We start from the raw sequence: 26,801 nt of genomic DNA, 5'->3' as shown, positions 1-26,801 counted from the left end.
GTTACACGCCTCCTTGCTGCCGCTGCCGACGCAGATGGGGCGGCATCTCCTTGTAGACGTGGTTGAACATCTCGCTGGCACTGGGTGCCGGCCCCTTGCCCAGTGTGCCGAAAGATTCGGCCTGCTTGGCGGCCGCCTTCACCTCGGCCCTGAGTTCTTCAACCATCGCCTCGTGGCGCGCCTCGCTCCAGTGCCCGAGCGCGATAAGGTGTTGCTTGAGGCGCTCGATGGGGTCACCCAGCGGCCACGCCGCGTACTCGTCTGCAGGCCGGTACTTGCCGGGGTCATCGGATGTGGAGTGGGCGGCGGCCCGGTAGGTCACCCACTCGATCAGGGTGGGCCCCAGGTTGGCGCGGGCCCGATCGATGGCCCACTTGGATGCGGCGTGCACGGCCAGGAAATCGTTGCCGTCTACGCGCAGCGACGGGATATTGAAACCGTGGCCACGGCAGGCGAAGTTGGCCGCCTGGCCACCTGCTATGCCCTGGAAAGAGGAAATGGCCCACTGGTTGTTCACCACATTCATGACCACCGGGGGCTTGTAGACGGAAGCGTAGACGAGTGCCGCATGAAAGTCGCTCTCGGCCGTTGAGCCGTCACCGATCCAGCCGGACGCGATCCGGTTGTCACCCTTGATGGCCGAGGCCATCGCCCAGCCCACCGCCTGCATGAACTGGGTGCCGAGATTGCCCGAAATCGAGAAAAAACCGTGGTCCCGCTCAGAATAAAAGAAAGGCAATGAGCGACCGCCTAGTTTGTCCCTGGCGTTGCTATATATCTGGCAGATCATGTCCACTAGCGGGAAGTCCTGGGCGATCAGCAGACCCTGCTGTCGATATGTCGGGAAGCACATATCGTGAGGGCCGAGGGCCAGCCGTTGACCGCAGGCAATCGCCTCCTCGCCGCGACACTGCACGTAGATGGAAGTCTTGCCCTGGCGCTGGGCCATCAGCATCCGCTCATCGAATATCCGCGTTTTCTCCATGGCCCTGAGGCCTCGTAGTAACAGTGACGGGTCCAGTTCCATCGCCCAGGGGCCCACAGCAGCGTGCTCGTCGTCAAGCACCCTGACAAGGTCGAAAGCCAGGTCATGCATGTCCTGCGGGGGGCAGTCCGGTTCCGGGCGGCGAGCGCCTCCCGCCGGCAGTAACTTGAGGTAACTGAAGTCCGGCTGGTCGCCGGGGCGGGAGCTCGGCTCGGGGACATGTAAGGAGAGTTGTCGATGGGGGTCCACGCTGATTCCTTTTTTATTCGAAAACGAAAATATGGACAAAATGTAGCATGAGATGGGCGGGGGTGTCTCACTAAATACATGGCGCGAAAAGCAATTATTTAGTGATTTACACTAATAAATAGCTTTATATTGCAGTAGGCAACTAATAAAAATAGACTTTTTGCTAGTAGGAGTTTCCCGCTATGGCTGCAGACCAACAACTGGACAAAATCGATCACGCCATCCTGGAGGCCCTGCAGGCCAACTGCAGTTTGAGCTACACCGAACTGGCCCAACGAGTGCACCTCTCTGCCACACCCTGCGCACGACGGGTAAAACTGCTGGAGGATCGCGGTTATTTCCGCGGCCGCGTCATGTTGCTGGACCCGGACAGGGTGGGCTTGCCCGTGAATGTGTTTGTGCAGGTGACACTGCATCACCAGGTCAAGGCAAACCTGCAGGCGTTCGAGCAGGCCGTGGCGCAATGGCCCGAAGTGATGGAGTGTTACCTGATGACAGGCGACTTCGATTACCTGATGCGTGTGGTGGTGCCGGATTTGAGGAGTTACCAGCGGTTCCTGGATGAAAGCCTCACCCCGACACCCGGTATCGATAACATCCGCAGCAGCTTTTCCATAAAACAGGTGGCTTACCGGACGGCCCTGCCACTCAACCATTTGATCCCGGAATAGAATTCCCGCCCGCGGCAGCGCGGGCAAGCCCGCCTTCACGCCGCTGCACGTTGGCTCCGGCTTCGCCAACGGTATCGCCAAGCTGCACAATGCCGGCCGGGGTAACACGCAGAGTCTCATAGAGTCGCGGCTATTTACTATCGAGGGACAGCTGTCCCCCCAGTTGTGCAGCCAAAGCGCTGCTGGGGGCGAGGCTCTGGATCACGCTTTGAGATCCCCGAAATGTGAGGATTATGCCCTGGAGGATCGTCTATAGATAAAGATAAGAACCGCCGCTATAAACAGCTGAAGGGCACCTTACAGTATAAGGGTGAATAGCACCGTGTTTCCCAGCTGTGCTGTTTCCGCAACGGCGGCAGGAAAGATAGAGGCGTTGATCAGAACACCCAGATTAATGTTCCTCACAATCACTTCGAACTCAATTGCGCTGGATTCGGGCCGCGATAAAAGCGCCAGCTTCGGAGTCAGGTAACCCACAGCAGACAGGAATACGACAAACAGCGCTATCAGCAGCAGATTGCTGTAGCCAAATGCGGTCATAGTCAAGCGCCCAGCCATGGCGGAGCCAACCACAATTGCAATGATGCCCAGCAAAGACCCGCGAATACTCCACTTGGACAGGGTGGGAGCGCTGCGTGGGTAGAGGTAGAGAAATAACATGCCGATTGCCAGCGGCAGCAGCAACGTAAGGGCGATTTCCTGTGTTATCTGCGCTTTGGGCATGGTGAAATCGGCCGGCAGGTACTGGCTTATCATCAGCGAGAGAATCAAAGGTGTGGATACAAGACACGCCAGGGTTGTGACAGCGGTAATACTGATGGACAGGGCGGCATTACCGCAGGCGAAGAATGTGAAAATATTGGAAACGGTGCCACCCGGGATGGCGGCAATCAAGGCAATACCTACGGCCAGCCCGTCGTGCACGCCCAGTAACCGCAAAAAGATGAAGGCAGCCAGAGGCACGGCTAGCAGCTGTATCGCTGTGCCCACCGAAATGGCGAGGGGTTCAAGCACCACGTCGCGAAAATACTTTGGAGTCAGCGTGGCGCGTGGCGCCCATGCCAGCATTGCCAGAATCAGCTGGCTGGCCGCGAACCAGTATTCGTGCCTTACGTAAAAATCAGCCATTCTGGACCCCTGGTTGACACAAAAACCGCTGCCTCCAGCAACGGCCTGACAAATTGGTATATTTCGATAACGAAATATATGTGTTAAGATCGAAATCGTTAGTCTTGGCAGTTGATGAAGGTCCGGTTCAAGAGGATAAATCTTATGAAGATAGGCATTAGAGCTCTGGTTGGCGTTATAGCCGCAGCAGTTGTCATCTCGGTAAGCGGCGCCGAGGAGTACGACCTGGTCATCAACAACGGCCGGGTTATGGACCCTGAGACTAGGTACGACAGTATTGCCAATGTGGGCATCAGCGCGGGCCGGATCGCCGTGATCACCCAGGACAAGATCAGCGGCAAGCAGACCATCGACGCCACCGGGCATGTGGTCGCACCGGGGTTTATCGACACCCACTGGCACTACGACCGGCCCTGGTCAAACAAGCTCGCCCTGCGCGACGGCCGGACCAGCGTTATGGATCTCGAGGTCGGCACCAATGGTCCTTATATCGATCAGTGGTACAGGTCGCGGGCAGGAAACAGCCAGGTTAATTACGGGCAGGCCGTTGCCCACGAGCTCGCCCGTTCCACGGTTCTCGATGGCTTCGAGGGCGCCCAGGATACACGCTCAGCTGTTGATACCCGCGGTGCAGGAACCGGCTGGTGTTGCCGGAGGCCCACCCTCGAAGAAGCCAACAGAATCCTGCAGGTCCTGGACGAGGGTTTGCAGGCCGGCGGACTCGGTATCGGATCGACCGTCGGCTACATGCGCGACGGTGTGTCTGCGCGTGAGTTTTTCGAGCTACAACGCCTGGCGGGCCACTACGGCCGGCAGGTCGGCGCCCATTTCCGCTACACCCCGGGCACCGATACCACCGAAGCCAACGGCATTCAGGAGCTGCTGGCCAACGCGGCGGCCCTGGGAGCCCCGGCCCTGGCCAACCATTTCAACAACCCTGGCTACAACCTGGTGCACGAATTGTTGGTGCGGATGCGTGAGCGCGGCATGAACGTCTGGGGAGAAATCTACCCCTACGCCGCCGGCTCCACCGCCTTGAACGCGGTCTTCCTGGAGCCGGAGATGTGGGTGGAGACCCTGGGGTACAAGTACGAGGACACCATTCAGGATGTAGAGACAGGGGAGTGGTACACGCAGGAGACACGCGCCCGGATGATCGCGAAGGAGCCGGTCAGGCCCGTGCTTGTTTTCAAGATGCCCGAGTCGGCCGTGGTGGACTGGCTCAAGCTGCCGGGCGTCTCGCTGGTCACTGATGGCATGCCGATGCTCCCCGATGACGACCTGACCTGGGACACGCCCTATGACGAGCTGCCCAACACCCATCCGCGCGGGGCGGGCAGTTACGCCAGGGCCCTGCGGCTGGCCAGGGAAAACAACATTCCTCTTATGCAAATCGTTGCAATGTCCAGCTATAACTCGGCTCGTCCCCTCGGGGAAATGGGTCTGAAAAGCATGCAGGAACGGGGCCGCATGCAGGAGGGGATGGTTGCCGACATCACTGTTTTCGACCCCGACACGGTGACCGACAATGCCACCTATGAAAAGGGAACACTCCCCTCCACCGGAATTCCGTATGTCGTGGTCAACGGCGTGATTGTGGTCAAGGATTCCCTGGTACTCAAGGGGGTCAATCCCGGTCAGCCGATTCGCTTTGAGCCAGTCAAAAGCCGCCTTGAGCCTATCACCCTTGAAGGCTGGTATAAGACCTACTATGCATCACCGATAGATTTTGGCGGCGGCGGCGTGCCCGGCTCACAGCCCGTCCAAATGGGTGACATGGACATTCATATCCACTGATATGGATGTCTGCAACGCCCGGCTGTGGGCGAGGGTCGTCCCGGGCTCCTTGTGATAAGCGTCTTTCAGGATTCAGGAAAACAGGGCCAGGAATCTGTCGTCCGATTTCAGGGAGGCCAGCCGCGGATCCAGGCGTGCGGGGCCGAACCAGACACAACCTTCATCACGCGCCTCACTCAAAAGTTCCAAAGCGCGGTCCACATCGCCCAGTTCGGCATACGCCGGGGCCAGTATTGGCCTGGGTGCGCGAGGAAGAATGGCCGCCGCGGCGGCCTCTGCCAACTGCAGGGCCCGCTCGATTTTACCCGCCCTTGCGAAAACATAGGCAGCACCAGCGCAAACCGCGGGCCTTCCTGCAGAGATGTGTATCGCCGCTTCAATTGCCGCGAGCGCTTCCCGATATCTTCCAAGATACGCGGCGAAGATGCCCGCATAGGCCGGAGAGACGTCGTCCAGCGGGTACATTCGCTGCAAAGTCACCTCATGCGCCAGCGCCTCTGCAACACGGTCGTTGCAAAAGAGTGCCCAACTGTAACTGTGCCGGTTGAGCAAGGCGTGAGGATTTATCTCCGCCGCCCGCTGAGCGGCGACGGTACTATCCCGGGCGAGACCCTGGTTCCGGAATATCCAGGAGCGATAAACGTAGGCGCGGGAATACCCGGGATCGATTGCCAGCGCCTCATTGAGGAGGATATGCACTCATCGAGCTCGCCCAGCATAGCGCCTTTGAGCCAGGCCAATATGGACAAGCCCTGAACAAGCTTGGGGTTCGCTTCAAGGGCACACCGGCAAGCCTCCAAACCAAGCTTCAGACCTTCGGCAGGGACCAGGTCGCCACGCAAAAGCTGGTACATTCTGGTATCAGCCACGGCCGCATGTGCCGCCGCAAAATTGGGGTCCACTCTGGCGGCTTCTTGAAACAACAGAACGGCCCGTGCCTGCCCCGCAGGGCTGGGATCATTGGCTTCCCTGTCGCCCGCAGCGTAATGTGAATAGGCCAGAGGCAATGTGGAGATACATTCGGAGAGCGCAGATTTGGTTTGGGAAGGCTCGAATTTTTTCACCGCCACGGCCAGGCGGTAGCCGCGCTTGGGAACTGTTTCCACGTAGCTCTTGCCGTCGGCACCGAGTAGTTTTCGGAGCGAATAGACACAGCGCGCAAGCGAGGCATAGGCCACGACCTGGTTGTGCCATAACTCCTCTTCTATCTCCCTATGACTTACAACCCGGCCTTGAGCCTCCAGCAGTAACAGCAGCAGAGCCAATTCCTTGGGCGGCAGTGGCACAAGTCTGTCATCGCGAAACAGACCCGCTGACGAATCGAGCATAAAGGATCCGAACATGAAAGCCGTACTGTTTTTCATCAGTTTGACGTTGCCTTCGCGGAACAGGCTGTTATTAAATCCCTTGAATTTAGTGGCTTGCAAGACGCTCAATGGTAAATGGCCGTCCTATGCGGTGCCGGTACAGTAACAGCATAATACCACAGAGTTTTGACCACTCTATCCGTTAACTTTTCATCAAGTTATTTCACGATTGAGGTACAATATCCTGCGTACTATTACCGTTGGTGTGAAGTAAAACCGGGATGGCTTATCTGCAAGAGGCCCCTTAGAGGCATTGCACGCCTGCGGTGTCTATGCCTACCGCATGGGCGCTGCCACTCTTGCCAGGTGTATCCCTGATCCAGGTGTCACAAGGCAATATGGAATCCAAGCAGTTGAGGAAACCAGGATGACGAAGAGTGCGAAACTTATGTTCAGAACTTTGCTGGCAATCTGTTTGTGATTTTCAGGCCCCTCGCCGGACAGGGACCGGGCGATTGCCGAGATCGCGCGATCGCTGTTCGACTACTTCTACGTTGGGCGGATGGCGAAGCAGTAAACAGGCAACGCTCTTGGGGGCGCCCCGGCAGAGCGGGCGCCCCACTAACGCAAGCTCACGCGGAAGTAAGTCGAAATGACCACAACAATTACTGGATACACTTTAAGGAGATTTATGCAACGAAGTCGCCGTAGAAAGGAAGCAGGGAATATCCAGCGGGCCCTTTTTACCGTTGTTGCTATTATTGCGATGGCTATCTCGCCACAGGTTCTTGCTGAGACCTACGATGTTGTGATCAACAACGGCCGGGTCATGGACCCGGAGACCAACTTTGATGGTGTGCGCAATGTTGGGATAAAAGACGGCAAGATTGTTGCCATTACCACGGACGCAATCAAGGGCAAAGAAACCATCAATGCCAAGGGTCACGTTGTTGCACCGGGCTTTATCGAGGGGCACCAGCACGCCACGGATCAATTTAGTCGCAAGGTTAATTTGCGGGATGGTTTGACCACCCAGATGGATTTCGAGTCAGGCGCCGGCGATATTGCCAAATGGTATGCAGAAGCCGAGGGCAAAACCCAGAGCAACTACGGCATGGTCGTGCTCGCAACGCTTGCCCGTGTATCGGTTTTGGACGGTCCTGAAATTGCCGCTATGGGTAATGACATGGGCGAACTGTTCCGTAGTGTGGTAGGTGCCGCAGCCGCAAAGGCACAGAAACAAGGGCGCAAGCCGGGCTGGTCGTCCACCTTGCCCAATAAAGAGCAAATGACCCGGATTATGAGCTATGTCGACGAAGGCCTTCGCCAAGGAGCCTTGGGCGTGGGCGTTCCCGTCGGTTATATGACCACGGGTGTTACCCAATACGAATTGTATAAATACCAGGAGTTGGCGGCAAAATACGGCCGGGTTACAAATGGACATGTACGCTTTGCTGGTGTTCGTCCGCCCAATGAGGGGCAGTTGGGCGTTCAGGAAATGCTGGCCAATGCCATGGTTTTGGATGCGCCTTTCATGGCTTCACACCTGAACAGCAACATGGACTGGGAATACACCATTCCCATGATTAACGACGCAAGAGAAAAAAGAGGCGCCAAGGTGTGGGGTGAGGTTTACCCCTATGCTGCCGGTTCTACCATTGCTTCTGCCGATCTTCTTACGGAAGCAGGCATGGCTCAAATGGGGATCACCTATTCAGACGTTGCGAATCTCGATGGCACCCGTTGGGACAAAGCGATGTATGAGGACGTACGCAAGAATGATCCCGGCAGGGCGATTGTGATTTACAACAACTCGCCTGAAGCCATCGCTAAATGGCTGGCTCAGCCAGGAGTGGTCGTCGTCTCTGACGGTATGGCTATCCAGGATGAAAACCTCAACTACTACCCTTGGGATTCTCCCTATGAAGGCAAGTCCGTACACCCGCGCAGCGCAGGTACCCGGGCCAAAGTACTGCGTATGGTGCGCGAAGAAAAGAACATGCCTTTGATGGAGGCTATCTCCAAGCTGAGCTATTTACACGCCAAGTACTTTGACGAGCTGGGCGGTATCAGCCAGTTCAGGACCAAGGGACGGGTGCAGGTAGGTGCCGATGCCGACATCGTTGTCTTCAACCCGGATACGGTCACAGACAACAGCACTTACGAGCCAGGCAAGGGCGCGCTGCCCTCAACCGGGATTCCCTACGTGCTGGTGAACGGCGTCGTGGTGGTGAAAGATTCCGTGGTGCAAAAGGTTTTTCCGGGCAAGCCAATTCGTTTCCCGGTGATGGAAAAGGGCCGTCTGGACCAGATTTCTATCGAACCCAGGACATTTGTCCCTGACCAGTCGTAATACGAGGACAAGTGGGGGCTGAGCGATGGCGCGTGGTTCGCCCCCACTGAAAACCAAACTCAAAATTGAGATACCAATGAAACTGCAAAGACATTTGACGATCGTGACCCTCTTGATGGGCGTCATGTGTACCGTGCCGGCCTTGGCGCAAGACTATGATCTGGTGATCAACAACGGCCGGGTCATGGACCCGGAAACCCTGTTCGACGACATTGCCAATGTCGGTATCAAGGATGGCCGGATTGTAGCGATCACCCCGGACGCGATTAGCGGAGCCGAGACGATAGATGCCACCGGCCACATCGTGGCGCCGGGCTTCATCGACACCCATTTCCACTTTCAAATGCCTATCGGCTATTCGCTCGGGTTGCGCGACGGTCTGACCAGCAGCATGGATTTCGAGATGGGCTGTGCGGGATCCTATGTTGCCGCCTGGTATGAAGCGCGTGCCGGTGTGACCGGGGCCAACTATGGCTGCGCGGTCAGCCACGAGTTTGCCCGTGCGATGGTGCTCGATGGGTCGGACGGCGCCGAGTACCTGCTGAACGGCCCCGTAGCCGCTTACACAACCCGGGCAAAAACGGGCTGGAGCGTGACGCGCCCGACCCTGGAACAGGGCAACGCGATTCTCCAGGAGCTTGACAAGGGCCTGCAGGCTGGCGCACCCGGTATTGGCAGCACCACGGGCTATATGCGAGCGGGCATCTCTTCCCGCGAAATGTTCGAGGTGCAGAAGGTTGGCGCACGCTATGGCCGCCCGACTGGCTCACATACACGCTATACGCTGGGCAACGACACGACCGAGGTTAACGGCGCACAGGAACTTATCGCAAACGCAATCGCGCTCGGCGCGCCTGCGATCGTCCTGCACTTCAACAACCCGGGCTGGCGAGTGACACACGAATTGATTTCAGGGCTACAGGAAAGGGGTTTCAACATCTGGGGTGAAATCTATCCCTATGCTGCGGGCTCCACCACGATCAATGCGGAGTTTCTGGAGCCCAAGAGCTGGGTTGATGACCTGGGCAATCGCTATGAAGATTCCATTCTGGATCCGGTCACAGGCAAGTACTACACCCAGGAAACCTACAAGTCCACCGTCGCCTCCGAACCGACCCGGCCGGTCGTTGTGTTCAAGATGCCCGCTGACGACCAGTGGAAATGGCTGACGCTGAAGGGCGTGACCATGGCCAGCGATGGCGTTGGTGCCATGCCGTACGACGCCCCGTGGGATTACCCGATGGATAAACTGGGCGGTACCCACCCCCGCACGGCAGGCTCCCGTGGTGCGACGATCCGGCTTGGTCGGGAACACAACATCCCGATGATGCAGCTGATGTCGATCCTCAGCTACAACGCGGCCAAGCATCTTGGCGATACGGGCCTCAAAGCGATGCAGGAACGCGGCCGCATCCAGACCGGTATGGTTGCCGATATCGTGGTGTTCGACCCCGAACGCTTCACGGACAATTCAACCTACGAAAAGGGCGCGATCCCCTCAACGGGCATGAAAGCTGTGATCGTCAACGGTCAGGTTACGGTGCGTGACGATGTGCTGCTTCCTGTTTTCGCCGGTCAACCGATCCGGTTTGAACCCGAAGCCAAGCCGCGCTTCGTGCCGATCTCGCTAGACTCGTGGAATTCCGAATTCACGACCGGCATGCCCAGTGACTTCACAGGCGCCTTCCCCAAGGATGGCGGGAAATAACAGAAACCAAAATCGAAGTCGACATTTCAATGAATAAGCCACGACATCTACTGATCGGGACCCTCTTGATGAGCGTCATGAGTGCTGTGCCGGCCTTGGCTCAAGACTATGACCTTGTCATCAACAACGGCCGGGTCATGGACCCTGAAACCCTGTATGACGACATCGCCAATGTTGGCATAAAAGACGGTCGAATCGTCGCGATCACCAAAGACAAGATTGAGGGCACCGAGACGATCGATGCCACCGGCCATATCGTGGCTCCGGGGTTTATCGACACCCATTTCCTTTGGCAGACGCCCATTGGCTACCGGGTCGGCTTGCGCGACGGCTTGACCAGCAGCATGGATGTCGAGATGGGTTGTGCGGGATCTTATCTCGCCGCCTGGTACGAGGCGCGTGCCGGTGTGACCCAGGCCAACTATGGCTGCACGGTCAGCCACGAATTGGCCCGAGCGATGGTACTCGACGGGTCAACGGGCGATTTCCTGATAGACGGTCCCATTGCCTGGCTGGAAACCCGGAAGAAATCGGGTTGGAGCGTGACGCGCCCGACCCTGGAACAGGGTAATGCGATTCTTGAAGAGATTGACAAGGGTCTGCAGGCAGGCGCGCCGGGCATCGGCAGCACCGTGGGCTACATGAGAGAGGGCGTCTCGTCGCGCGAGATGTTCGAGGTGCAGAAGGTCGGGGCACGCTATGGCCGCCTGACTGGCGCACATACACGCTATACGCTCGGCACCGACACGACCGAGGTGAACGGCGCGCAGGAAATCATTGCAAACGCAATCGCGCTCGGCGCGCCTGCTATCGTCCTGCACTTCAACAACCCCGGCTGGCGCGTGACACACGAATTGATTTCAAGGCTGCAGGAAAGGGGCCACAACATCTGGGGTGAAATCTATCCCTACGCTGCCGGGTCCACCACTTTGATTGCCTCGTTCCTGCAGCCGGAGAGCTGGGTCGAGCAGTTGGGCAACCGCTACGAAGATACCGTGCAGGACCCGGTCACGGGCGACTTCTACACCCTGGAGACATTCAAGGCCGACACCGCTTCCAATCCGACCAAGCCGATCGTCGTATTCAAGATGCCCGCCGACGATCCGCCAAAATGGCTGACGCTCAAGGGCGTCACTGTGGCCAGCGACGCGCCTCCGGTCGAACCGCACTTCGGCCCGTGGGATATTCCGCTGGACCAGCTCGGCAACACCCACCCCCGGGCGGCTGGCACCCGAGCTGCGACGATCCGGCTCGGTCGGGAAAACAACATCCCGATGATGCAGCTAATGTCGATCCTCAGCTACAACGCGGCCAAGCATCTGGGCGATACCGGCTTGAAGGCGATGCAAGAACGCGGTCGCATCCAGAAAGGTATGGTAGCTGATATCGTGGTGTTTGACCCCGAACGCTTCACGGACAATTCGACCTACGAGAAAGGTGCCGTCCCGTCGACGGGCATGAAGGCTGTGATTGTCAACGGCCAGGTTGCGCTGCGTGATGACAAAGTACTTCCCGTTTTCGCCGGTCAACCGATCCGGTTTGAACCCGAAGCCAAGCCGCGCTTCGTGCCGATCTCGCTAGACTCGTGGAATTCCGAATTCACGACCGGTATGCCAGATACCTTCACAGGCGCCTTCCCTAAGGACGGCGGCAAGCAAGATAAACCAAAGTAAAAGTGGACATTTCAATGAAAAAGCAACGACATCTACTGATCGGAACCCTCTTGATGAGCGTCATGAGTGCTGCGCCGGCCTTGGCTCAAGACTATGACCTGGTCATCAACAACGGCCGGGTCATGGACCCTGAAACCCTGTATGACGACATCGCCAATGTTGGCATAAAAGACGGTCGAATCGTCGCGATCACCAAAGAAAAGATTGAGGGCACTGAGACAATAGATGCCAGCGGCCATATCGTGGCGCCGGGCTTCATCGACACCCATTTCCATTGGCAGACGCCAATCGGCTACCGGGTCGGCTTGCGCGACGGCATGACCAGCGGCATTGATTTCGAGGCGGGCTGCGCGGGATCCTATGTCGCCGCCTGGTACGAAGCGCGCGCCGGTGTGACCCAGGCCAACTATGGCTGCGCGGTCAGCCACGAATTGGCTCGCGCGGTGGTGCTCGACGGGGCAGAGGGGGATTTCCTGGTAAACGGTCCCATTGCCGCTTTGGAAACCCGCAAGAAATCGGGCTGGAGCGTAACGCGCCCGACCCTGGAACAGGGCAACGCGATTCTCGAAGAGATTGACAAGGGTCTGCAGGCGGGAGCACCCGGCATTGGCAGCACCGTGGGTTATATGAGGGAGGGCGTCTCTTCCCGCGAGATGTTCGAGGTGCAGAAGGTTGGCGCACGCTATGGCCGCCCGACGGGCGCACATACACGTTATACGCTTGGCACCGACACGACCGAGAACAACGGTGCGCAGGAACTCATCGCTAATGCCCTGACGCTGGGTGCCCCGGCGATCGTTCTTCACTTCAACAACCCCGGCTGGCGGCTTGCCCAGCAAATGATTGTTGGGCTTCAGGAACAGGGCCACAACATCTGGGGTGAAATCTATCCCTACGCAGCCGGGTCCACAACGTTGAATGCGTCGTTCCTGCAGCCGGAGAGCTGGATCGACGACCTGGGCAACCGCTATGAGGATACCGTGCAGGATCCGGTTACGGGTGATTTCTACACCCTGGAGACATTCAAGGCCGACACAGTTGCCAATCCGACCAAGCCGATCGTCGTGTTCAAGATGCCCGCCGAAGATGCGCCGAAATGGCTGACGCTGAAGGGCGTCACCGTGGCCAGCGACGCGCTTCCTCCCGAACCGCTTCTCGGCCCGTGGGATATCCCGCTGGACCAGCTCGGCAACACCCACCCCCGGGCGGCTGGCACCCGAGGAACAACGATCCGCCTCGGTCGCGAAAACAACATTCCGATGATGCAGCTGATCTCGATCCTCAGCTACAACGCCGCCAGGCATCTCGGCGATACCGGTCTGAAGTTCATGCAGGAACGCGGGCGCATGCAGACCGGCATGGTTGCCGATATCGTCGTGTTTGACCCCGAACGATTCACCGACAATTCAACCTACGAAAAGGGTGCCGTCCCTTCAACGGGTATGAAAGCCGTGCTCGTCAATGGTCAGGTTGCGCTGCGTGATGACAAAGTACTTCCCGTTTTCGCCGGTCAGCCAATCCGGTTTGAGCCCGAAGCCAAGCCGCGCTTCGTACCGATCTCGGTGGAGGCATGGAATGCCGAATTCTCGACCGGCATGCCCAGTGACTTCACGGCCCTCCCGGCGAAGGGCGGCGAGTGATCGTGACGCTTAAAGAACGAGGCGTGAACATGCGCTTCTTGGCCTCCGTCTTCGTGGCGGCCATGTCGGCCGCCACACAGGCGTCTGCGCAGCCTGAAGAGATAAGGTTTTCAGACCTTGCGGACCCTTTGGCCATAGTCTTCGACGATCCCTACAGAGACATGGGGCCACATTTGCTCAATGAGTTGAAGCTTTTGGTCGAGCTGGATCAGAAGCTCTCGCAAGATGATCTTGCTGAAGATGAGCGTGCCCGGCTCACGGCCCGGCGCAACGCGGCGAAGGTCATGCTTGAGATCAACGGTCAAGATGTCGATTCGCTTTTAAGCCAGCGCTGGGAGGTCGCCAAAAAGCGGAAGACCGCGCTCATGGCCACGAACCCCGCTCTGGACGGGGCCGAGGTTACGCTATCGGGCTATCTGATCCCCGCGCCGCAGGCCGCCGATGGCACCTACTTCGGCTATCTCGTCTCCCAGGTGGGAATGTGCAGCCATCTTCCGACCCCTCCGCCGAACACGCTCGTGCGGGTGAGATTGCTGGACGATCCGCAGGGCCAGTCTCTTTATGTGCCGGTTCAGATGTCCGGCAAGCTGCGAGTCGAAGCAAGCGACAATACCATATACATCCTCGATGGAGAGGCGCGCATGCTCAGCGGCTGGACCCTATATGCCAACACCGTCGAGCGACGGGAAGACTTGGGCGGGAATGGCGTTGTTGATGCGTCCGCGAAAACCGTCACCACCGGAGCCAGGCGTTGACACACCGACGGCTCGTAATTCTCAAGGAGAAACCTAAAATGAAATATCGTAACGTCATTATGGCCCTGGCACTTGCCACAGCGTCCACCCTCGGCCCGGCATACAGCCAGACAACAGAGGCACAGCCCGTTGCAGCCGCGATCGAACGGGTCGTGACGAAGCTTGCCGGGCGCATCGGCTTCGCGGCGCAGGAAATCGGCGGCGATGAAGTCATCGCGTTGAATGGCAATGAGACCTTCGCCATGGCCAGCACCTACAAGGTCGCAATCGCCGCTGCCGTGCTGGATCGCGTGGACAGGGGGGAGCTGCGGCTCGACCAGATGGTCGATGTCACACTCGATATGATGATGATCGGGGACGCTGCGCTTAATGGCACATTCGTTCACCCTGGGCTCCAGTTGTCGATCGCGAACCTGATCGAGGTGATGATCACAGAGAGCGACAACACGGCGACCGACATTTCGATGGGGCTGGCCGGTGGACCCGCGGCAGTGACCAAATATCTGCGCAGGCTCGGGATCACTGATTTCAGGGTCGATCGGCTGACCGGCGAGATCATCGGGGAGTTCTATGGTTTGCCGGGACCGGCCACGCAAAAACTCGCCACAGAGGCCTTCAGGGCCCGGCCGGAGCTCTTGAAGATCCAGGGTGACCGCAATCTGGACTTCGAGGCAGATCCCCGCGACCAGGCAACGCCCCTTGCGATGCTGCTGCTCCTGCTTGCCATCGACAGTGGCACGGCGACAAGCCCCGAGAGCCGCGACTTCCTGATTGATGTCATGTCGCGCACGCGCACCGGCGCTGGCCGGCTCAAGGGGCTGCTGCCCAGGGGAACGCCCGTGGCGCACAAGACCGGAACCATAGGCGGGGTGGCCAATGACGTCGGCTATATCACGCTCCCCGACGGTCGTCGGTTTGCCATCGCCGTGTTCACCAAGAGCAGCGAGACATCCGAGACGGACAGGGACCGGGCCATTGCAGAGGTCGCCCGCTCGCTGTTCGACTACTTCTATGTTGGGCAGATGGCGAAGCAGTAAACCGGAAAACGTTGCGGAGCGCGGGTTCTGCCGATGCGATCTTGCACGGCGAAGACAGGGCTCTACAGGAAGAACCATTGTTATAGCAACAGGAGAAATCCAGTGAAGAATCTAATGAAACTATCATTTGCCTTAATTATTTCGTCATTATGTGCAATTCAACCGGCACTTGCACAGGAGAACCAACAGCCCATGACTAAGGAAGAGGGACAAGCAGTCTTTGACGCAGTTGTCGCCGAAGCCACTGAAATTGCGAAAGAAATGCGCATACCAGGGCTCGGGATCGGTGTCATCTACGGGCCCAACGCCTACGGCGCCGGAATCGGTGTCACCAAGGTAGGCACCGACGAGGCCGTTACCCCTGATACGCAGTTTCAAATTGGCTCGGTGACAAAAACCTTCCTTTCGACGGTGGCCATGCAGCTGTCGGAACAGGGCAAACTGGATTTGAACGCGCGTGTCGTCGACATCCTGCCGTGGTGGAGGGTCGCGGATTTCGAGGCCACTTCCAAAGCAAAAGTCGTTGACCTGTTCCACCATCGCGCTGGCTGGTATGGCGACCATGGGTTCCTTCGTGTTCCTCCGGGCGGGTCGATCAGCGAGAAGGTCATGCTCCAGGGGGCATATATTCCGCAGATCTATCCGTTCGGTCAAACCTGGATGTACAACAACACCAGTATCACCTTCGCTACCCATGTGGTGTCGCATGTCGGCGGAAAGCCGATCGAGGACCTGATCGAAGAGAACCTGTTGACTCCGCTCGGCATGGATTCGTCATCCTTTAACTACGACCCCACTCCGCCGGCTAAAGATTACGCATGGGGTCATCCGCCGATCTACGGGGAAGGCAGCATCAGTGATCTCAAGCCGTACTACATTCCGTTGATCAGAGAGTCCGCAGCCTCCGGCGCGCTCCGGTCTACGGTTACCGACATGCTGAAATACGCTCGCTTTCAGCTGGACGGCAAGGATGCCTCCGGGAACCAGCTGTTGTCCATGGAAGCGCTGGACTATGCCCACGCTCCGGCAGTCGAGGCTGAGGCCGGCGACTTTACAGGGTTGACATGGTTCATCCACGATTACGACGGGGTCACCAGCCCCTACCACGGGGGGAACTGGCCCGGCACGCGTTCTTTTCTGAAGCTGATCCCGGATCGCGACTTTGCCGTGGTGGTCATGGTCCACAGCGATCGCGGTGCCGAAGCCTACAGTAAAATTACGGACGCAGCGGTCAAAGCCTTCACGGGAATCGAGGCCGACTCTCCGGTCGCAGCGGGCGTGGATCCGGCTGTGCTCGATCCCTTCGTCGGCGTCTTCAAGGGTAACTCCCAAAACATCGAGATTCGCAAAGAGGGCGACAAATATGTGTTTGTCCAGTTCTCCGCCTTGACCAAGGGCCAGGATCCCGCGCCTGCCAATGTGGCCAACACGGCCGATGGCTATTTCATCATCACCGAAGGTCCGAACGAGGGCGCCCTTGGTGAATTGCTCGAAGATCCGTCTGGCGAACTCAACTTCGTCCGGTTCAACCACCGGATCTTTATTCGCGGCGACGGGCCGGTCGACTATTTCCCGCCCACCGGTTCTGTCTTCGACTAACCGGAGCGGCAACAGTCACGGATTCGGTGGAGGGGCGTTCCTGCACGGCGCAGATTGAACTTTCCACCGAACCTGCAGCAAACAAGAACACGATTAATTGAACGGGTTTAATCGATCAAAAAGACCTTGGTACTGATGATGCTCGGCAGCGCAGCTGTCGGATTGAACGGTTGTGCCTCCTTTCACACCCAAGTCATGGAGCATCACCACTGGGAACTGAACGACTCGATTTGTGAGACGCACAATGAGCAGTTGCTGCTCAATATCGTGCGGTGGCGCTATGTTGAAACAACGAATATTCCGTGGGCAACGAAAGCCCTAATCTTTTAATGGAGAATCCAGGCAATGGTCCGAATGAACTCAGTAAGAAAATTGGTGTTGATGGCACTGTATTGCGTTTCAACCGGGGTGCATGCCACCGATGATAAGGTCCGCGCCGAAAAGGGCTTCTACGGCAACTTGCTTTTCGGTGGCGGCTATCTGGATTTGAAGAGCAACCTCGTGAGCGGTAATAAGCTGATCGACATCGGCGATGACACCATACAGTCTGTTAACCAATCGCCCGATTCCAACAGTGATGTTTATCCGTCGTTTTCGGGTGAGGTGAACTATGCCTTCGGCAACCGCATGGAAGCGTTTTTCGGCAGCAGCCTGGAGGACTTGGTGACCCTGGACCTCTCCAGCCGCCTGGGCATACGCAAAGAGTGGGACGAAGCTGGCGTAACCGGCATCAGTCTGCTGTTCAGCGGTATCCCGGGAGAAGTCTGGGAAGACCCCTACCTGGCAGGTTCGCCGCGAAATGATGCTGATCGAGACTCACGTGGCCTGCGTTTTGACTGGCGGCGCATTTTTGGCTCCAACATCTATGTCCAGATTAGCACCCGGGATATTGACATCGATAATGAGCGCAGTGGTACGGATCCCGCGCTGGGCCTGACAACCGGAGAAATTCAGCTCCTGCGCCGGGACGGCAATGATAGCCGGTTTGCGCTGGGGTACCGCTGGAAAAATGGCAACCACATACTGCAACCTGAGTTAATCGTCGGTGCCACTGACCGGGATGGCGATGCGCTATCTGCCGATACATCCTCGGCAAAGCTCACCTACGGGTATGTCGGCATGGACTGGAACCTGGCTGCCACAGCGCAATTCTTAAATTCGGACTTCGATCAGGCCAATCCTGTATACGGACGCAAGCTCGATAGCGACGGGTACGTGTTTAACGTGACAACTTTCCGCAACCTGGCCATGGGTCACGGCAACTGGCGAGCATTCGGCTCGCTGGTCTACGCTGACATCAACTCCGACGTCGATTTTCACGATGCCTCGGCCTTTGGCGTGAACCTGGGGCTGGCCTACTTCTTTGGTCATAAATAATTTGCTTGTCCCGAACACTGTCGGGGCCCCCGGATTACAGTACTAAATGAACGCTCCACCGAGCCCGCAGCAAAGAGGAAAAAGAAATGCAGAAACTGAACCTGAAAGTTTTGACCGCAGCGCTTGCCCTCGCCCTCAACTTCGCGATGCCGGCGGCTGCTCAGGACGCCGACGGGCCGATCCTGTTCACCAACGTCAATGTCTTTGACGGGGTGAACGAAGCCCTGATCGAGAATGCCAATGTCGTGGTGACGGGCAACAAGATCACCGCAGTTTCGACCGAACCGCTTGCTGTCGCGGGTGGCACGGTGATCGACGGCGGCGGGCGCACGCTGATGCCCGGACTTATCGATGCCCATGTTCATCTGTCGTTGAACATGAATTTTTTGGTCATGTTCAACCAGCTGCCTGATTACGTTGCGGCGCGAACCCTGGCTGAAGCGAAGAACACCTTGATGCGCGGCTTTACCAGTGTTCGAGACACCGGGGGGCAGGTTTTGGGCGCCAAGAAGGCCATCGATGAAGGTTACTTCCCCGGACCACGCATCTGGGCCTCCGGCGCCGGAATCGGCATGACCGCAGGGCATGGCGATCTGAGGCCGCCGACACAGCGACCGCGTCAGTTGGGCGGCCCTGCGTGGACCGAGGGCGAGTACAACGGGGGTACCGTGATCGCCGATGGCGTGCCCGAGGTGCTGAGCGCCGCGCGTCTTCAGATGCGCCAGGGGGCAGCCTTCCTGAAGATGTTCACCAGCGGGGCGGTGAGCGGCATGTATGATCCGCTGGACATAGGCGAGTACTCGTTCGAGGAGATCAAGGCGGCCGCGGAAGAGGCCAAGCGATGGAATACGTACCTCGCTGTCCACAGCTACAACGACAAGGGCACGCGCCTGGCATTGGAAGCCGGTGCGATGGCCATAGATCATGGCAACCTGATGACTGAAGAGACGATGAAGTTGCTGGTGGAGAAAGGCGCCTTCTTGAACACCCAGACCGGTGTATTTCTGTCTGATCCACCGGACAATTGGAGTGAAGGCAGTAAGAGTCGACAAAGACAGGCTAAAGAAGGTCTCGACAACATGATGAAGCTGGCCAAGAAGTACAAAGCCAAAATCACTATTGGGAGCGATTTCGTCGACAACGCTGAACAGAAAAAAGAGCAATCCTATGAACTGACCAATCGATTGAAATGGTTCACGGCTGCCGAAATCCTCAACCAGGCGACGGCCGGCAACGCCGAGATCCTGTACTTGAGCGGTCCGCGCAATCCCTATCCGGGCAAGCTGGGCGTAATCGAGGAAGGCGCATTAGCCGACATTCTTTTGGTCAACGGTAATCCGCTGGAAGACCTAACCCTCTTCCATGACCCTGAAAAGAACCTCGCGCTGATCATGAAAGATGGGAAAATTTATAAAAACACTTTGAACTAAATATCTGCGTTCATAGAACGCAGACTTGCCTTATGCCCCCTATAAGGGGGCAGTAATGCCAGCCTTCTGAGAAGGCTGGCTCGAGTCGTGCCATTACTCATCATCTGCTCAGATTCATCTGGATTTGGCGCTGTTCCTGCTTCTCCTGATACTTTACATACTTGCGTATCATGTCCGCATCTAACCCCACCGTATCGACGCAATAGCCCTTCGCCCAGAAATGGTTTCCCCAATAAGGCCTCTGCTTCAGATACGGAAATCTCGTGAACAACCTCAGGGCACTTTTCCCCTTCACTACACCCATCAATCGGGATATCGATACTTTCGGCGGCACCTTCACCAATAGATGAACGTGATCCTGCTGCACATTCAGTTCTACCACCTGGCAACCGATTCTGCTGCTGTAGACTTGAATGCAATTGTTCACCTCCCGCGCTATATCACCCTTCAGTACCCTGAATCGGTACTTGGGAACCCATACAATATGGTACTGGCAATGCCAGAGTACATGCGTTAACTTCTCAAAACGGCTCATCGTTATTTCTCCTTAGTTCAGTTGTCGGCACAACTCAACTTGGAGATATAGCATGGGCCGTTCCTTTCGTAACAGGCCGAGCCTGTCACTCATGACCACGTCCTAAGGACGTGGGTTTCTACGCTAAACTAAAACATCGTATAGATAGCAACCAAAGCTCATGAAACGCAGAAAATTTATTTCGCTAGCCGGGTCTGCAGGTGTTGCTGCAGCATCAACACCCTTGTTTGCGCTAACGGGGAAAAGTGAGAGGGAAATGACAAGTTCAAAAAAATTGAGAGTCTCCTATGTTGGTTTTTTCCATGAAACCAACACCTACCTCACCGAAGGCATGGGCGAAACCACGCTGGACAGAATGCGCGTTTTCCGCGGCGATCAGATCAAGAAGCAGATAAAAGGGACTGCCATTGGTGGGGCAGTGGATGTCTGCGAGGAAGAGGGCTGGGAACTGCTCCCGGGGGTCATGTTCTATGTAGACTGGTGCTTTAGCACGGTGAACGATCAGGCCTGGAAAGATGCGAAAAAGGACATCTTGGGCACGCTGAAAACACAGTTACCGATGGACATCGTTTACCTCTCTGTTCACGGTGCCGGCATGGTGAATAGCACGCCCGATCTTGAAGGAGACTTGGCGGAGTCAGTCAGAAAACTCGTAGGAAAGGACACGATGATCGTCTGGTCGGGCGATCTGCATGGCAAGATCACCGATAAAATGGTGGACAACATGAATTTCTTCAGTGCCTGCAAACAATATCCTCATATGGATATGAATGCATGTGCACGTGATGCCATGTATCGCGGCGCTGCAATCCTGGCAGGAGAATCGCATCCTACGCCCGCCTATCGCAAAGTGCCCCTGATGATGGGGATGAGCAATACCGAAGAGGAGGGCACCTTTGCAAATCGACTTAAAGAAAAGTGCATTGAAATAGAAAAGCGGCCCGGTGTTCTCAACTGCTCTGTGATGCATGGTTTCCCATACCAGGACAGCAATTTTTGTGGCGTGTACCCGATGGTCACGACCGAAAATAACCTCGAGCTGGCACAACAACTGGTGGACGAACTGGCGCAGTGGATATGGGATCACCGGAAAGAGTCCATCATCCCCTTAGAACCTTTGGATAAAACTATGGGCTCTGTGCTGGTCATGCTCGAGAGGGACGGCCACTATGTTCGTGAATTGCCAACGAAAGGCGATGTCATCGACCATACCCCGATCGTGATTGGGGACGCTGCGGATAATCCGGGTGGCGGAGCCGGCGGTGGCGGCACCCACCTGCTGAAGGCCCTTATGGAGACCAAAGGCTTGGGGAAAGTCGCTTTCATGTCCATACACGATCCGGAAACCGCAAAGGCCGCAGTCGCCGCCGGTGTCGGAGCGACAATCGATGTGGACCTCGGTGGCAAATTTGAGAAATTGGCGGGCGAACCGATCAAGACCAAAGCCTATGTCAAGTCCCTTTCGGATGGGAATGAGATCGTTCGCGGGGGGACCGCTTTCAACGGCCCATTCCAGCTTGGCCCTACCGCCAGGTTGGTCATCGAAGCCGAGAATACGGTGGATGTCATCGTTATTTCCGGCCTATGCCAGACCTACGATGATACGCAGGGACGGCCACATGGCATCATCATTCAGGAATATGACGTCATCGGTGTCAAAAGCGGGATGCACTTTCGAGCGTTCTATGAAAACTTCACCGACAAGTTGTTGATCGCTGATGTTCCCGGAACCACCAGTCGCGATATTACGCTTTTCGAGCACACCCAGTTAACGTATCCCATTTACCCTCTCGATGAAAACGCAAAGTTTAGTATTGTGGGTTAGCGAACATATCAAAAAACACTTTTCACTAAGATGCTGGTTAGTAATGTTTCGAGCCCTGTCCAAGCTACGGCATTAGAGGTCTATGGCAAAAACCCAAGACACTTGTAGATCAATCGGTGCTCTCGCGTCAGACAAAGAAGGCATGATGCACAATGCTTTTCAGTAAACTTATGGATAGACTCAGGATAGCCAGGATATATCGTGGCAAAAGGCTTCGGAACGTGGGCCAGGTTGGTGGCACGGTGTTTGAGGGCAAGTTGCATCCCGCTAAGACAAGCTTATCGAGTATACAATGTTCTATGCATACGTTCTGAGTGATGCTCGCGGCCGATCTGATGGATGGACTCTTGCAAGCGATGCGGCGTTATCGTCGCACACTTGCTGGCGGTCTCAGTCCCGAAACTGGAGCCTGATGATTTGTTTCTTTATTACATGTCGTAAAATGTCACTTCGAGGCATGGTTGCATTTGCTCTTCTTTGGGCTGCTGCTCCACTGCTTCACGCGCAGGACAGCGCCAGGGAACTCGCCGGTCCAGCCGCGGTGAGCTCCCAGCTTGCGGCAGACGAAATAGACAAGCCTGATCTTCTCGGAGTTGACCTGCAGAACGACATTGACTCGTGGAAGACGGGTGTGAAGGAACGGACCGGTCTGACTTTCGGGATTGACTATACGTCACTGGGACTGGTCGCGACCGACAGTATTGGTGCCAGCACTGCGGCAAGCGGGGTCTTCCGTGGCTATGGCAATTGGGAGCTGTTCAATCGCGGTAAGAAGAACAACGGTAGCCTCGTCTTTAAATTCGAACACCGCCATGCCTACACCGACCAGGCTCCAGGAGCTTTCGCCGACGAGCTTGGTTACGCCGGGGTCACCAGCGTAGGATTCAACGATCAGGGATTCAGGGCTACCCACCTGTTCTGGAGTCAGCTGTTTGGTGGCGGGCGTGGAGCTCTCAACATCGGTTTCCTGGACACCAGCGACTACGTCGACGTTTACCCGCTTGCCAGTCCGTGGACCCGCTTCACCAACAACGCCTTCCTGAATGGATCCGGAGCCATGGGCGGCATCCCTGACGGTGCTCTCGGCGCCGTTGTCGCGGGATTCCTGACAGACCACCTCTACCTCGGGGGACTAATCGCCGATGCTAATGGCGATGCCACCAATCTCGGCGATGGATTTGACAGCTTGGTCAATGACTTTGAGACCTTCAAGTCGCTTGAGTTGGGCTGGGCTTCCAGTCGAGAGGAAGTGATCCTCAACAACGCGCACGTCACACTCTGGCAAGTCGACGAGCGCAGCCGCGCCGGAACTCCCGACGGCTGGGGCATCAGCGCCTCGATCACAACAAGCGCCGATAGCGGCTTCACGCAGTTTCTACGGGCCGGATGGGCGGACGATGGGGACAGCCCCTACGAAGCCTCGCTCAGCACCGGTTTTGACTTTACCTGGAACCCGGGACATTCCGTGTTCGGTGTCGGATTGAACTGGAATCGTCCCAACCCTTCCGTCTACGGAACGAATCTCGGCGACCAGTATTCCCTCGAACTTTTCCAGCATCTTCAACTCACTCAGGAAATCGCGCTTACGCCAAGTGTCCAGGTCATCCGGAATCCAGCCCTCAATGCAACTGACGACTGGAGCACCTTTTTCGGCCTCCGCCTGAGAGCCGCATTGTGATTCAGTTCAAAAACAAACCACCATCCATGTCACGAAAAAAATGAGAGAAATCAGATGAAAAGACACACATCATTGTTGGCAGGACTGGCGTTCGCATTGACGGGTTCGGGCCTTTCAGCGCAGGAGGAGCAGAGCAATGAGGAGATCGCGCGAGAGCTGGCTAATCCCAACACCACCCTTGGTACTCTCAATTTTAACTTGGACTACACAAGCTATAAGGGCGATCTGCCCGGGGCCGACGGTCAGGAGGCATACCGCGTCAGCTTCCAGCCCGTGCTGCCTTACCCGCTGGCGGAAGGAGTGAACCTCTTCGTTCGTCCCAACATTCCAGTATTGTATAAGCAGCCGATTCCACGGGTTGGCGGCGCTGATGTTTTTCCTACAGAAGACGGCCAGTTCGGTATTCTGTCCGGGGCATTCAACGATTCTGATGTAGAACTGGGTGACATCGGTTTTGACGTGGCTATCGGTAAAACACTGCCCAGCAAACTGGTCCTGGTCGGTGGCGTGGTGGGGACCCTGGATACTGCCACCGACGATGCCGTCGGCCTGGGTCAGTATCTGTTGGGGCCCGAGGCGGCTGTCGCCCAGATCTTCGATTGGGGTGTTCTCGGTCTGCTGGTAACTCATCAATGGGACGTGGGTGGTAACGATGACTTCGACACCAGTATCACGGGGGGGCAGTATTTCTATGTCGTGAACCTGAGCGACGGCTGGCAAATTACCGGTTCACCTACTTTCAGCTACAACCATGAGGCGTCGCCTGGAGAGGAGAAATGGACCCTGCCGGTTGGAGTCGGATTTTCCAAGACCACCCGCTTTGGCAAAACCCCCTGGAAGTTGAGCCTGCAGTATTGGCAATTCGTAAAGCAGGCTGACAGTCTTGGGCCTGACTTCCAGATTCGCTTTTCTCTGGGTCCCGTGGTTCCACTTCCCTGGTAGGAGGTCTTGCGATGAAGAATAACAACCCGAGTCCACACGCCTGGATGTCACGGCTGGCGTCAGTCAATCTGAATCTTTCTACCGAACGGCAGGAGCAGTCGATGAAAATGAAATTTCGAGCACCTCAGTTTGCCGCTTGGGCTCTGGCTTTGCTGATTGCCAGCCCTGTAGTTGCACCCTCGCCAGTATTGGCAAGCGATCTGGATAGGTGCATGCTAAAGGCCATTGCCTCTGCGGACGAGTCGACCAGCATTGGGGAACTTCGCAAGGCTTGTGCGACTGCCCTGGACAGAGTGTCTATAGAAGAAGAGAAAGTTCTAACGTCTTTGCCTGTATACGAACAACAGGACGTTATTGCTTCTCGCTACGAAGTTGAGTCGGAAATCGAGGAGCGTCCCTTCGCTATCACGGCGAACCTGCCCAACTACATCCTGTACACGGTCATGGACCAACCCAACCAAGCCCCGTTTGAAGACCAGACCGACTCAGTGGATCCAGTGCAGGACGATGAAATGCAGTTTCAGGTCAGCATAAAGGCGCCAGTATGGCGGCAAATGTTCGGAACCAATTTCGACACATTCGTTTCTTACACTTCCAGGTCTTACTGGCAGTTGTTCAATGACGAATTTTCTGCGCCGTTTCGCGAGACGAATTATGAACCGGAGGTTTTCGTGCGAGACTTCAGCGAATACGATTTACTGGGCTTAAAGATTGCCGGGTGGTCACTGGGCTTCAACCACCAGTCGAACGGGCAGAGCCAGCGGTATTCCAGGAGTTGGAATCGCATAATGGCCAAAAGCGCTATCTCCATCACCGACGATCTGGGGGTTCTTGCCAGGGCCTGGTACCGGATTCCTGAAGACGAGGAGGACGACGACAACCCCGGAATGCATCGCTACTACGGATACGGTGATCTGCGCGCGGTCTGGGCACCGAATCGCAATACGGTTACCGCAATGCTGCGGCCCGGTACGCAGGAGACGTCCTTCGAGCTGACCTGGAGCTACCCCATCAGCAAAGTATTTCGCATCTACGCACAATACTATAATGGCTATGGCGAGAGCCTGCTGGACTACGATTACGATATGGAGCGTTTTGGCATCGGTATTGCGATGAATGACTACCTTCAACGCTTCTAATCACCGACAATGAAAACAAGAGAATTCGCGTTTCTACAATACCAGTCCACTCGCCCCCGGGGAGTGCCTGCATATTGGGAACGCAATAATTATTCCTGAGCACAAAAGACGTGCAAGGAGCTGGTGTGTCCGTCAACGTTTATCAGCTTTGGCTGCTTCACGGTAATGTGTCATGAAGAATTTCCTGGCGATGTTGATACCCTGTGTATTGTTTCCGTTTCTGGCGGTGTTGGCGCCCGCCGTCTATGCCGCCGATACCCAATTCCCACTGAAACCGCCTGATCTATCCAGTCCCAGGGCGACGCTGAATACCTTTCTGACGACGTCCGATGAACTTTCAGATCTTCTTCTTGAGGAGTACCGTGGAGTCCCTACACGCGCGGGTTATTTTCGTAAGCTTGAGTTTGAGCGGGATCTGGAAAGAATGCTTGACTTGAGTGCCGTTCCACCAGCGGCCCGTCGCGAGTTGGGTCGTGATGCTATTCATCACCTGTACGATGTTCTTTCTCGAATTGAGCTGCCAACCTGGGATCAAATACCCGATGCGTCGGTGTTTGCAGAAGCCGACGACGAGGAGGCAAAGAGTATTGGGCGGCGGATTAGCTGGACTATTCCTAATACAGAAATTACTTTGGAGCGCGTTGCTGATGGACCGAGGGCAGGGGAGTTCGTTTTCAGTAGCTTGACTGTGGCTCGGGTGCGAGAGTTTTACGACAATGTCGGCGGTTTGCCATATCGTCGAGACGTTCCGCTGAAAAACTACGCTCAGATGCGATCCTACCTCGCTATGGGCGGCTGGATGATTCCATCCAGTTTTATTGAAGCCATGCCGAAGTGGCTAAAATACACGATATCACTGCTGTCCCATAAATCAGACATAAAAAAGGCTTGAATCTCAACAAGTTGGTACAATGGAAGTGCGAACAAACACTGTAAAACTCGGGAGATTCAAGCCTTGGCACATCATAATACG

General features: G+C 56.4%; 21 protein-coding genes. 16 read left to right on the top strand and 5 right to left on the bottom strand.

What is annotated here, in order from left to right:
* Nucleotide 1: 1 nt before the first annotated feature.
* Nucleotides 2–1,234 carry a thiamine pyrophosphate-dependent enzyme gene (locus tag DWB85_RS17095; protein WP_117956986.1) on the bottom strand — a complete coding sequence of 411 codons (1,233 nt, stop codon included), beginning with the start codon at nt 1,232–1,234 and terminating at the stop codon, nt 2–4.
* A gap of 182 nt (nt 1,235–1,416) precedes the next feature.
* Here DWB85_RS17095 and DWB85_RS17090 point away from each other — a divergent pair, with 182 nt between their 5' ends.
* A complete protein-coding gene (locus DWB85_RS17090; protein WP_101517427.1) occupies nt 1,417–1,905 on the top strand; it encodes an Lrp/AsnC family transcriptional regulator in 489 nt (162 codons plus the stop codon).
* Nucleotides 1,906–2,202: 297 nt separating this feature from the next.
* Here DWB85_RS17090 and DWB85_RS17085 read toward each other — a convergent pair whose 3' ends face one another.
* The gene (locus tag DWB85_RS17085; protein ID WP_117956984.1) at nt 2,203–3,033 is read right to left on the bottom strand and encodes a bile acid:sodium symporter family protein; all 831 of its coding nucleotides are present in this window, start codon (nt 3,031–3,033) and stop codon (nt 2,203–2,205) included.
* Between the two features lie 144 nt (nt 3,034–3,177).
* Here DWB85_RS17085 and DWB85_RS17080 point away from each other — a divergent pair, with 144 nt between their 5' ends.
* The gene (locus DWB85_RS17080; RefSeq protein ID WP_205422785.1) at nt 3,178–4,830 is read left to right on the top strand and encodes an amidohydrolase family protein; all 1,653 of its coding nucleotides are present in this window, start codon (nt 3,178–3,180) and stop codon (nt 4,828–4,830) included.
* 72 nt (nt 4,831–4,902) lie between these two features.
* Here DWB85_RS17080 and DWB85_RS17075 read toward each other — a convergent pair whose 3' ends face one another.
* Complete coding sequence (locus DWB85_RS17075) at nt 4,903–5,295, bottom strand: TPR end-of-group domain-containing protein (protein ID WP_117956980.1); 393 nt, start codon at nt 5,293–5,295, stop codon at nt 4,903–4,905.
* 98 nt (nt 5,296–5,393) lie between these two features.
* On the bottom strand, nt 5,394–6,266 hold the full coding sequence (locus DWB85_RS17070; RefSeq protein ID WP_117956978.1) for a winged helix-turn-helix domain-containing protein: 873 nt from the start codon (nt 6,264–6,266) through the stop codon (nt 5,394–5,396).
* A gap of 523 nt (nt 6,267–6,789) precedes the next feature.
* On the opposite strand from DWB85_RS17070, the gene DWB85_RS17065 reads away from it, so the two are divergent.
* The 9 genes from DWB85_RS17065 to DWB85_RS17025 all read left to right on the top strand — a co-directional run bounded on the left by DWB85_RS17065 (nt 6,790) and on the right by DWB85_RS17025 (nt 19,709).
* Complete coding sequence (locus DWB85_RS17065) at nt 6,790–8,490, top strand: amidohydrolase family protein (protein ID WP_205422784.1); 1,701 nt, start codon at nt 6,790–6,792, stop codon at nt 8,488–8,490.
* Between the two features lie 76 nt (nt 8,491–8,566).
* Complete coding sequence (locus DWB85_RS17060; protein ID WP_205422783.1) at nt 8,567–10,198, top strand: amidohydrolase family protein; 1,632 nt, start codon at nt 8,567–8,569, stop codon at nt 10,196–10,198.
* A 68-nt stretch (nt 10,199–10,266) separates the two neighbouring features.
* On the top strand, nt 10,267–11,871 hold the full coding sequence (locus DWB85_RS17055; protein WP_205422782.1) for an amidohydrolase family protein: 1,605 nt from the start codon (nt 10,267–10,269) through the stop codon (nt 11,869–11,871).
* 14 nt (nt 11,872–11,885) lie between these two features.
* Nucleotides 11,886–13,511 carry an amidohydrolase family protein gene (locus DWB85_RS17050; RefSeq protein ID WP_205422781.1) on the top strand — a complete coding sequence of 542 codons (1,626 nt, stop codon included), beginning with the start codon at nt 11,886–11,888 and terminating at the stop codon, nt 13,509–13,511.
* Between the two features lie 29 nt (nt 13,512–13,540).
* On the top strand, nt 13,541–14,266 hold the full coding sequence (locus DWB85_RS17045) for a DUF3299 domain-containing protein (RefSeq protein WP_239017369.1): 726 nt from the start codon (nt 13,541–13,543) through the stop codon (nt 14,264–14,266).
* A 38-nt stretch (nt 14,267–14,304) separates the two neighbouring features.
* Entirely contained in the window at nt 14,305–15,303 is a 999-nt protein-coding gene (bla, locus tag DWB85_RS17040) for a class A beta-lactamase (RefSeq protein ID WP_117956972.1), read from the top strand.
* Nucleotides 15,304–15,495: 192 nt separating this feature from the next.
* Nucleotides 15,496–16,902, top strand: coding sequence for a serine hydrolase domain-containing protein (locus DWB85_RS17035; RefSeq protein WP_205422780.1), 1,407 nt, complete (start codon nt 15,496–15,498; stop codon nt 16,900–16,902).
* A gap of 354 nt (nt 16,903–17,256) precedes the next feature.
* Nucleotides 17,257–18,279 (top strand): DUF2860 family protein, encoded by a 1,023-nt coding sequence (locus DWB85_RS17030; RefSeq protein ID WP_162846178.1) that lies wholly within the window; start codon nt 17,257–17,259, stop codon nt 18,277–18,279.
* An 86-nt stretch (nt 18,280–18,365) separates the two neighbouring features.
* Nucleotides 18,366–19,709 carry a metal-dependent hydrolase family protein gene (locus tag DWB85_RS17025; protein WP_117956969.1) on the top strand — a complete coding sequence of 448 codons (1,344 nt, stop codon included), beginning with the start codon at nt 18,366–18,368 and terminating at the stop codon, nt 19,707–19,709.
* Between the two features lie 100 nt (nt 19,710–19,809).
* On the opposite strand, the gene tnpA is transcribed toward DWB85_RS17025, so the two are convergent.
* A complete protein-coding gene (gene tnpA, locus DWB85_RS17020) occupies nt 19,810–20,244 on the bottom strand; it encodes an IS200/IS605 family transposase (RefSeq protein ID WP_117956967.1) in 435 nt (144 codons plus the stop codon).
* 160 nt (nt 20,245–20,404) lie between these two features.
* Between tnpA and DWB85_RS17015 the strand changes: the two genes are divergently transcribed.
* The 5 genes from DWB85_RS17015 (at nt 20,405) to DWB85_RS16995 (ending at nt 26,720) form a co-directional block, all read left to right on the top strand.
* A complete protein-coding gene (locus DWB85_RS17015; RefSeq protein ID WP_117956964.1) occupies nt 20,405–22,069 on the top strand; it encodes a M81 family metallopeptidase in 1,665 nt (554 codons plus the stop codon).
* Nucleotides 22,070–22,481: 412 nt separating this feature from the next.
* A complete protein-coding gene (locus DWB85_RS17010) occupies nt 22,482–23,747 on the top strand; it encodes a carbohydrate porin (RefSeq protein WP_162846177.1) in 1,266 nt (421 codons plus the stop codon).
* 54 nt (nt 23,748–23,801) lie between these two features.
* Nucleotides 23,802–24,689 carry a hypothetical protein gene (locus DWB85_RS17005; protein ID WP_117956960.1) on the top strand — a complete coding sequence of 296 codons (888 nt, stop codon included), beginning with the start codon at nt 23,802–23,804 and terminating at the stop codon, nt 24,687–24,689.
* Between the two features lie 11 nt (nt 24,690–24,700).
* Nucleotides 24,701–25,828 carry a phospholipase A gene (locus tag DWB85_RS17000; protein WP_117956958.1) on the top strand — a complete coding sequence of 376 codons (1,128 nt, stop codon included), beginning with the start codon at nt 24,701–24,703 and terminating at the stop codon, nt 25,826–25,828.
* Between the two features lie 172 nt (nt 25,829–26,000).
* Nucleotides 26,001–26,720 carry a hypothetical protein gene (locus tag DWB85_RS16995; RefSeq protein WP_117956956.1) on the top strand — a complete coding sequence of 240 codons (720 nt, stop codon included), beginning with the start codon at nt 26,001–26,003 and terminating at the stop codon, nt 26,718–26,720.
* Nucleotides 26,721–26,801 lie beyond the last annotated feature (81 nt).

The sequence above is a fragment of the Seongchinamella sediminis genome (assembly GCF_003457605.1).
GTDB classification, from domain to species: Bacteria; Pseudomonadota; Gammaproteobacteria; order Pseudomonadales; family Halieaceae; genus Halioglobus; species Halioglobus sediminis.
The sequence above is the reverse complement of the archived record's forward strand: the minus strand, read 5'-3'. Positions and strand labels throughout refer to the sequence as shown.